The sequence below is a fragment of the Pontibacter ummariensis genome, assembly GCF_900188175.1.
In the GTDB taxonomy this organism is placed as follows: Bacteria; Bacteroidota; Bacteroidia; order Cytophagales; family Hymenobacteraceae; genus Pontibacter; species Pontibacter ummariensis.
This window is the reverse complement of sequence record NZ_FZOQ01000011.1, coordinates 195,409-202,045: the sequence shown is the minus strand read 5'-3', so window position 1 is coordinate 202,045 and position 6,637 is coordinate 195,409. Positions and strand designations below refer to the sequence as shown.

Below are 6,637 nucleotides of genomic sequence, written 5' to 3'. Positions count from 1 at the left end.
CCCGCGCTGTCCTTCACTATCAGGAAACAAATCCGATATCTTCCCCCACTGTTCATCATTTAACTCGTATCGTCTCATGATTTACTAACAAGCCAAGATGAACTATCGTTTGATTCATCAGACAAAGCCTAGCCTTTATCCTCTTAATTTTTCATAGAAGGCCTATAAGAAGAGCAACAAGATGTGCCAGCTAGTATTCTCCGTTTGCAGGCCCCACAAGTGCATAAACATCCCCTATCTCAGGAGCCAGGAGTATAGGAAAACACTTCTATAGCATTATGAGTATTTAGTAGAGTGGAAAGTTAAAAAAGCAGCCGCAGGGGAAAGAACCAGCCTTCTTTAGCCGCTACACTAACACCACATTTAGGCAAACTTCAAACTCTCCCTGCTTAACGAGAGTACACGCAACGACTATGAAAGAATACCAACCAATTGAGGATTACGGAATTATAGGCGACCTGAATTCCGTGGCCCTGGTAAGCAAGCGAGGCTCTATCGACTTCATGTGCTTTCCTGATTTTGACTCCCCTACCGTGTTTGCCGCCATGCTGGACAAAGAAAAAGGGGGTTACTTTAACATACACCCCTTACTCGAAGACATCAACCACAAGCAACTCTACCTGCCAGAAACCAATGTGCTGCTGACCCGCTTCCTGTCAGAAGAAGGCGTAGCCGAAATCACGGACTTTATGCCGGAGGAAGAGATGTACGGTGGCAAAGAGATCATCCGCAGGGTGGCCTGCATTAAAGGGCAAATGCGTTTTAAGGTGGAGTGCTGTCCGCGCTTCAACTATGCCCGTTCTGCCCACTCCGTCGAACAGGTCAACGACCACCAGCTTATCTTCAGAAGCGAAGGCGACGATCAGTTAGTGCTTCGGCTAAAAAGCAGTGTTCCGCTACAGCACCGGAACGGCGACGGTTACGCAGAGTTTACCTTAGCAGCAGGCGGAATGGCTGATTTCCTGTTGGAGGAGGTAGACGTAAGTTCTCCCGGCATAGCAGACTTAAGGGCCTTTGTAGAAAAGAGCCTGTTTGACACCATCAATTACTGGAAGAACTGGTCAGCCAAGTGTAATTACCGGGGCCGCTGGATGGAGGTGGTGCACCGCTCTGCCTTAGTCCTTAAACTGATGACCTCTTACCGCTATGGCTCCATCGTGGCGGCCCCTACCTTCGGCCTGCCCGAAGAGTTGGGCGGGGTTCGGAACTGGGACTACCGCTATACCTGGATTCGGGATGCTTCCTTTACCATTTATGCCCTTATCAACCTCGGCTATAAGAAAGAGGCCACGGCCTTTATGAAGTGGGTGGAAAAGCAATGCGACGACATTGGGGAAGCAGGCTATTTGCGCCTGATGTATAACCTGGACGGCAGCTTAGACTTGCACGAAACAGAACTAAACTACCTGGAGGGCTACAAGCAATCCCGGCCCGTGCGGATCGGAAACGGCGCTTATGACCAGATACAGCTCGATATTTACGGGGAGCTGCTGGACTCTGTCTACCTCTACGACAAATATGTGCAACCCATCTCCTTTCGCTTCTGGCAAAACCTATCGAATCAGGTAGACTGGGTGTGCCAAAACTGGCAGAGGCCGGACGAAGGGATATGGGAGGTGCGTGGTGGCAAGCAGCAGTTTCTCTACTCCAAGCTTATGTGCTGGGTAGCCATCGACAGAGGCTTGCGCATTGCCCGGAACCACTCCTACCCCACGCCTCCACACTGGCAGGAAGTACGGGACAATATCTTTTATGCCATACACAACGACTACTGGGATGAGGAGCTACAAGCTTTTGTGCAGTACAAAGGCGCTAAGACGGTGGACGCTGCCACCCTGCTCATGCCCCTGATCCGCTTTATCAGCCCGACCGACCCGCAGTGGCTCTCTACGCTAGAGCGTATTGAAGAAGAGCTCGTCTCCGACTCCATGGTGTACCGCTACCGCCCGAACGAGGAGGTAGAAGGCCTGACAGGCGGCGAGGGGACGTTCTCGATGTGCACCTTCTGGTACGTGGAGTGCCTGGCGCGGGCCGGGCAGCTCGACAAGGCGACTCTCTTCTTTGAAAAAATGCTGGGCTATGCCAACCATGTGGGCTTGTATGCCGAACAACTGGGAGCAAAGGGCGAGCACCTGGGCAACTTCCCGCAGGCCTTTACACACCTGGGGCTCATCAGCGCTGCCCTCAGCTTAGACAAAGAGTTGAACAAACACAGCGATAAAGGAACAATGGTATGAAAGCAATATCCCTATTAGACGAAACGCGGCAAGTAGAACTAACCGACATGCCGGAACCAGCGATCAGCCAGCCAAACCAGCTCAAGATCAGGATTATTGAGATCGGCATCTGCGGAACCGACCGGGAACAGGTAGTGGCTGGCTACGGCGAGGTACCCCAAGGCACCAACAAGCTGGTGATCGGGCACGAAATGTTCGGCGAAGTAGTGGAGGTAGGCGCTGATGTGAAAGCTTTTGCCGTGGGGGATTATGCTGTGCTGACGGTACGCAGAGGCTGCGGACAATGCACACCCTGCCTGAGCAACCGCAGTGACCTTTGTTATACCGGTCTTTTCACCGAAAGAGGCATCAAAGGGAAACACGGCTTTGAGACGGAGTATGTGGTAGACGAGGAGCAGTATGCCGTAAAGGTACCCCAGGAGCTACGTTCTGTCGGAGTGCTTACCGAGCCCCTCTCAGTGGTAGAAAAGGCAGTCGAAGAAGCAGTGGCCATACAGACGGCACGCCTGCCACAAGAAAAAGAAGGCACCTGGCTTATCGGCAAAAGAGCCCTGGTAGCTGGCTTAGGTCCTATCGGTATACTGGCAGCCATTGCCCTGCGTTTACGTGGCGCCGAAGTAATAGGCCTCGACATTGTAGACGAAACGAACAAGCGTCCTGAAATACTCCGCAGAATTGGTGCCGGCTACATTGACGGCCGCAAGGTAGACACACACAAACTTGATGAGCAACTGGGGCAGATCGACTTTATATTGGAGGCCACCGGTGTGGCTCAACTGAGCTTTGAATTGATCGATGCCCTCGGCGTAAACGGTATTTACGTGATGACCGGTATTGCCCATGGCGACCGCCCTGTTTGTATTACCGGTGCTACCATGATGCAGCAAATGGTATTGATGAATCAGATCGTAATGGGCAGTGTAAACGCCAGCACCGTCCATTATGCTCAGGCCGTGAGTGACCTGGAGAAAGCAAAAGCAAAGTGGGGTAGCCTCGTTGACGAAATCATCACTGCCCGCATGCCTTACCAGCAGTACCGGGAAGCCCTGGACTTACGCTCCGAAGACCACATTAAAACAGTGCTGCAATGGGTGCAGCAGGACAACCCACTAGGTTAAGCGCTCCACAGCACGTTGATGTTTCTACCTCCTCTCTTGGCCTGGCTGCCTGCCAACCGGTAAGATATCTACAGGAAACATAAAAGCCTTTCGGTGTTCCGAAAGGCTTTTATGCTTTTTTACAGACCGGGCTGTGGATTTACAACAGAGGTAGTCATAAACCAGTAGAAGATTTGTAAATGCTCCCAAAATTAGAGTATCTTGAAACTTCTATATAGCTTACTTTGCTAAGCTTCTTACTAGTATAAGGACGTAAACGCTACATATATTTTAATATGAACGACATACAATATGAATTTGGAATGGTTGGCCTGGGCGTAATGGGCAGAAACCTGATGCTCAACATTGCTGACCATGACTTTTCAGTCATAGGCCTGGACCTGGACCCGGAGAAGGCAGCGGCAGTAGAAGCCGAAGCAGGCGCTGGAAGACCGGTGCGCGGTACGACCTCTACTGAAGAGTTTGTACAATCGCTCCGCACACCTCGGGCTATCATGCTGCTGGTACCGGCGGGCAAAGCCGTAGACGCTGTTATCGCCACTTTAGTACCCCTGCTCGAGCCCGGGGACATCGTGATAGACGGGGGTAACTCTTACTTTCCCGACACAGACCGCCGCGTCGTAGAGCTGGCCGAGCAGGGCATCCACTTTTTCGGGATGGGCATTTCCGGCGGAGAAAAAGGAGCCCGCTTTGGTCCCAGCATGATGCCGGGTGGTAACCGGGAAGCCTACGAAAGACTTCGCCCCGTGTTTGAGGCAGTGGCCGCCAAAGTAAACGGCGAGCCTTGTGTGACTTACCTGGGCAGCGGCTCTGCTGGCAACTATGTGAAGATGGTACACAATGGCATCGAGTACGGCATCATGCAGCTGATAGCCGAAACCTACGACCTGCTGCGCCGTGGTGCGGGGCTGAGCGATGACGAACTGCAGGACATCTTCCAGGGCTGGAACGAAACGGAGTTGCAGTCTTTCCTGATCGAAATCACCGGGGACATCCTGCAGAAAAAAGATGAGCTTACCGGCAAGCGCCTGGTCAGTGTTATCTCCGACAGGGCCCGCTCCAAGGGCACCGGCAAGTGGACTTCACAGAATGCTATGGACCTGCAGGTACCTGTGCCGACCATCGACACAGCCGTGCTGATGCGGGACATGTCGAAGTACAAAGAGGAACGCGTGGAGGCCGCGAAGCTATTACCGAACGAAGCGCTCCAGAGCAGCATCAACGCTGACCGCGAGAAGCTGGTAAGCCAGATGCGCAACACCTTTTACTTTGCCATGATCGCTACCTACGCACAGGGCCTTGCGCAACTGAAGGTGGCTTCCGAAGAATATAACTATGGGCTACAGCTGCAGGAAGTGGCCAAGATCTGGCGGGGCGGCTGTATCATACGTGCAGCTTGCCTGTCCGACATACGCACAGCCTATGAGCAGAACCCGTCACTCCCTAATCTGCTGCTGGATAAAAAAGTTGGGGGCGACATGATGGCGCGGCAGGAAGACGTGCGGGCCATCCTTAAAATAGCCATTGACAAGGGCATCCCGATGCCTGCGTTTATGTCGGCGCTGTCTTACTTTGATGCTTACCGCACCGAGACCTTGCCAACGAACCTTATTCAGGCTCAGCGCGATTATTTCGGGGCGCACACCTACGAGCGCATCGACCAGGAGGGTATCTTCCATACACAGTGGACTTAACACTATCTCACAGAAAGAAACGTCCTGCACAGGGAATGGCTTCCTTTCGTTTTATCTTATCCTTTTTATTATGAAACCAGCCAGCAAAGCGGCACCCACTATAGCTGTCATCTTCGGGGGCACCGGAGACTTAGCCAAGCGAAAACTAGTACCTGCTTTTTACAATTTATTTCTGGACGGATGGCTTCCCGAACCTTTTGCCCTCATCGGGATGGGACGCTCCGAGACGGATGACGTGATGTACCGGGAGCACCTGCGGGAGGGAGTAGGCGAATTCTCACGTACCGGAGCGCCAGAGGAGAAGTCCTGGGCTACCTTCCGCGACTCGATCACCTATCTGCAGTCCAACATCAACGACCCATCCTCTTACCAGGACCTGGCCGACCTGATTCACGCCCTGGAGGAAGCCTGGGGAACGCGGGCGAACCACTTATTCTACCTTTCGGTGGCTCCGCGCTTTATTGAGCCTGTTACGGTAAACTTGGGTAAGGTGGGCATTGCCAGTGACGTGGAGCGGGACCGGATTGTGGTGGAGAAGCCCTTTGGCCATGACCTGAAGTCGGCCAAAGAACTAAACCAACTGCTCACCCGCACTTTTCAGGAGTCGCAGATTTACCGCATCGACCATTACCTGGGCAAGGAGACCGTCCAGAACATCCTGGCCTTCCGCTTTGCCAACGCCCTCTTCGAGCCGCTCTGGAACCGCAACTACATCGAGTACGTGCAGATCACAGTGGCCGAGGAAGTAGGCGTAGAGGACCGGGGCGGGTACTACGAAAGCTCGGGCGCCCTGCGCGACATGATCCAGAACCACCTCCTGCAGCTGCTCTGCATGGTGGCCATGGAACCCCCGGTTACCTTTGAGGCCGAGGAGATCCGTAACCGCAAAGTAGACGTACTGCATGCCATCAAGAAATACAGCCGCGAGGACGTAGGCAAGTACGCCGTGCGCGGACAGTACGGTCCGGGTTGGCTGAAAGGCAAGCAGGTGCCCGGCTACCGCCAGGAGGCCGGGGTAGACCCAAAGTCGGGGACAGAGACCTATGCGGCCATCAAGTTCTACCTGGACAACTGGCGCTGGCAAGGCGTGCCTTTCTACCTGCGCACTGGTAAGCGCATGCAGGAGAAAAGCTCTTCTATCACCATTCAATTCCGGCCGGTACCACACCTGACTTTCCCTTCGGCCATGTCGGAGAACATCATGCCTAACCGCCTGATCATCAACATTCAGCCGGAAATGGACATCCGCCTGCGCTTTATGGCGAAAAAAACAGGCCTGGACATGGCCCTGACACCGGCAGAAATGGTTTTTGACTTTAACCGTTGCGCGGAGGGAACACAGTCGCCGGAGGCCTATGAAACCTTGCTGCTGGATGCCATGCAGGGCGATGCCACCCTGTTTATGCGCTCAGACCAGGTGGAGACAGCCTGGGACGTCATCACCCCTATCCTGGAAACCTGGGAGTCACGCCCATCCCTGGAGTTCCCGAACTATGCAGCGGGCATGTGGGGGCCGGAAAACGCCGAGGCCCTGATAGCCCGCGAAGGACATACCTGGACAGTTACATACCCTCATTAACAGTAGGCT

The 6,637-nt window shown here is 53.7% G+C and carries 4 protein-coding genes; all 4 read left to right on the top strand.

Going from position 1 to position 6,637, the window contains the following annotated elements:
* Positions 1-413: 413 nt before the first annotated feature.
* The 4 genes from CHB92_RS13370 (at position 414) to zwf (ending at position 6,628) form a co-directional block, all read left to right on the top strand.
* Positions 414-2,237, top strand: a complete 1,824-nt coding sequence (locus CHB92_RS13370; protein WP_089319723.1) for a glycoside hydrolase family 15 protein — start codon at positions 414-416, stop codon at positions 2,235-2,237.
* Positions 2,234-3,355 (top strand): glucose 1-dehydrogenase, encoded by a 1,122-nt coding sequence (locus CHB92_RS13365; protein ID WP_089319722.1) that lies wholly within the window; start codon positions 2,234-2,236, stop codon positions 3,353-3,355. Before CHB92_RS13370 ends, CHB92_RS13365 begins: the two co-directional genes overlap by 4 nt.
* A 275-nt stretch (positions 3,356-3,630) precedes the next feature.
* Positions 3,631-5,049, top strand: a complete 1,419-nt coding sequence (gndA, locus tag CHB92_RS13360; RefSeq protein ID WP_089319721.1) for an NADP-dependent phosphogluconate dehydrogenase — start codon at positions 3,631-3,633, stop codon at positions 5,047-5,049.
* A gap of 70 nt (positions 5,050-5,119) precedes the next feature.
* On the top strand, positions 5,120-6,628 hold the full coding sequence (zwf, locus tag CHB92_RS13355) for a glucose-6-phosphate dehydrogenase (RefSeq protein ID WP_089319720.1): 1,509 nt from the start codon (positions 5,120-5,122) through the stop codon (positions 6,626-6,628).
* The last annotated feature ends 9 nt before the right edge of the window (positions 6,629-6,637 follow it).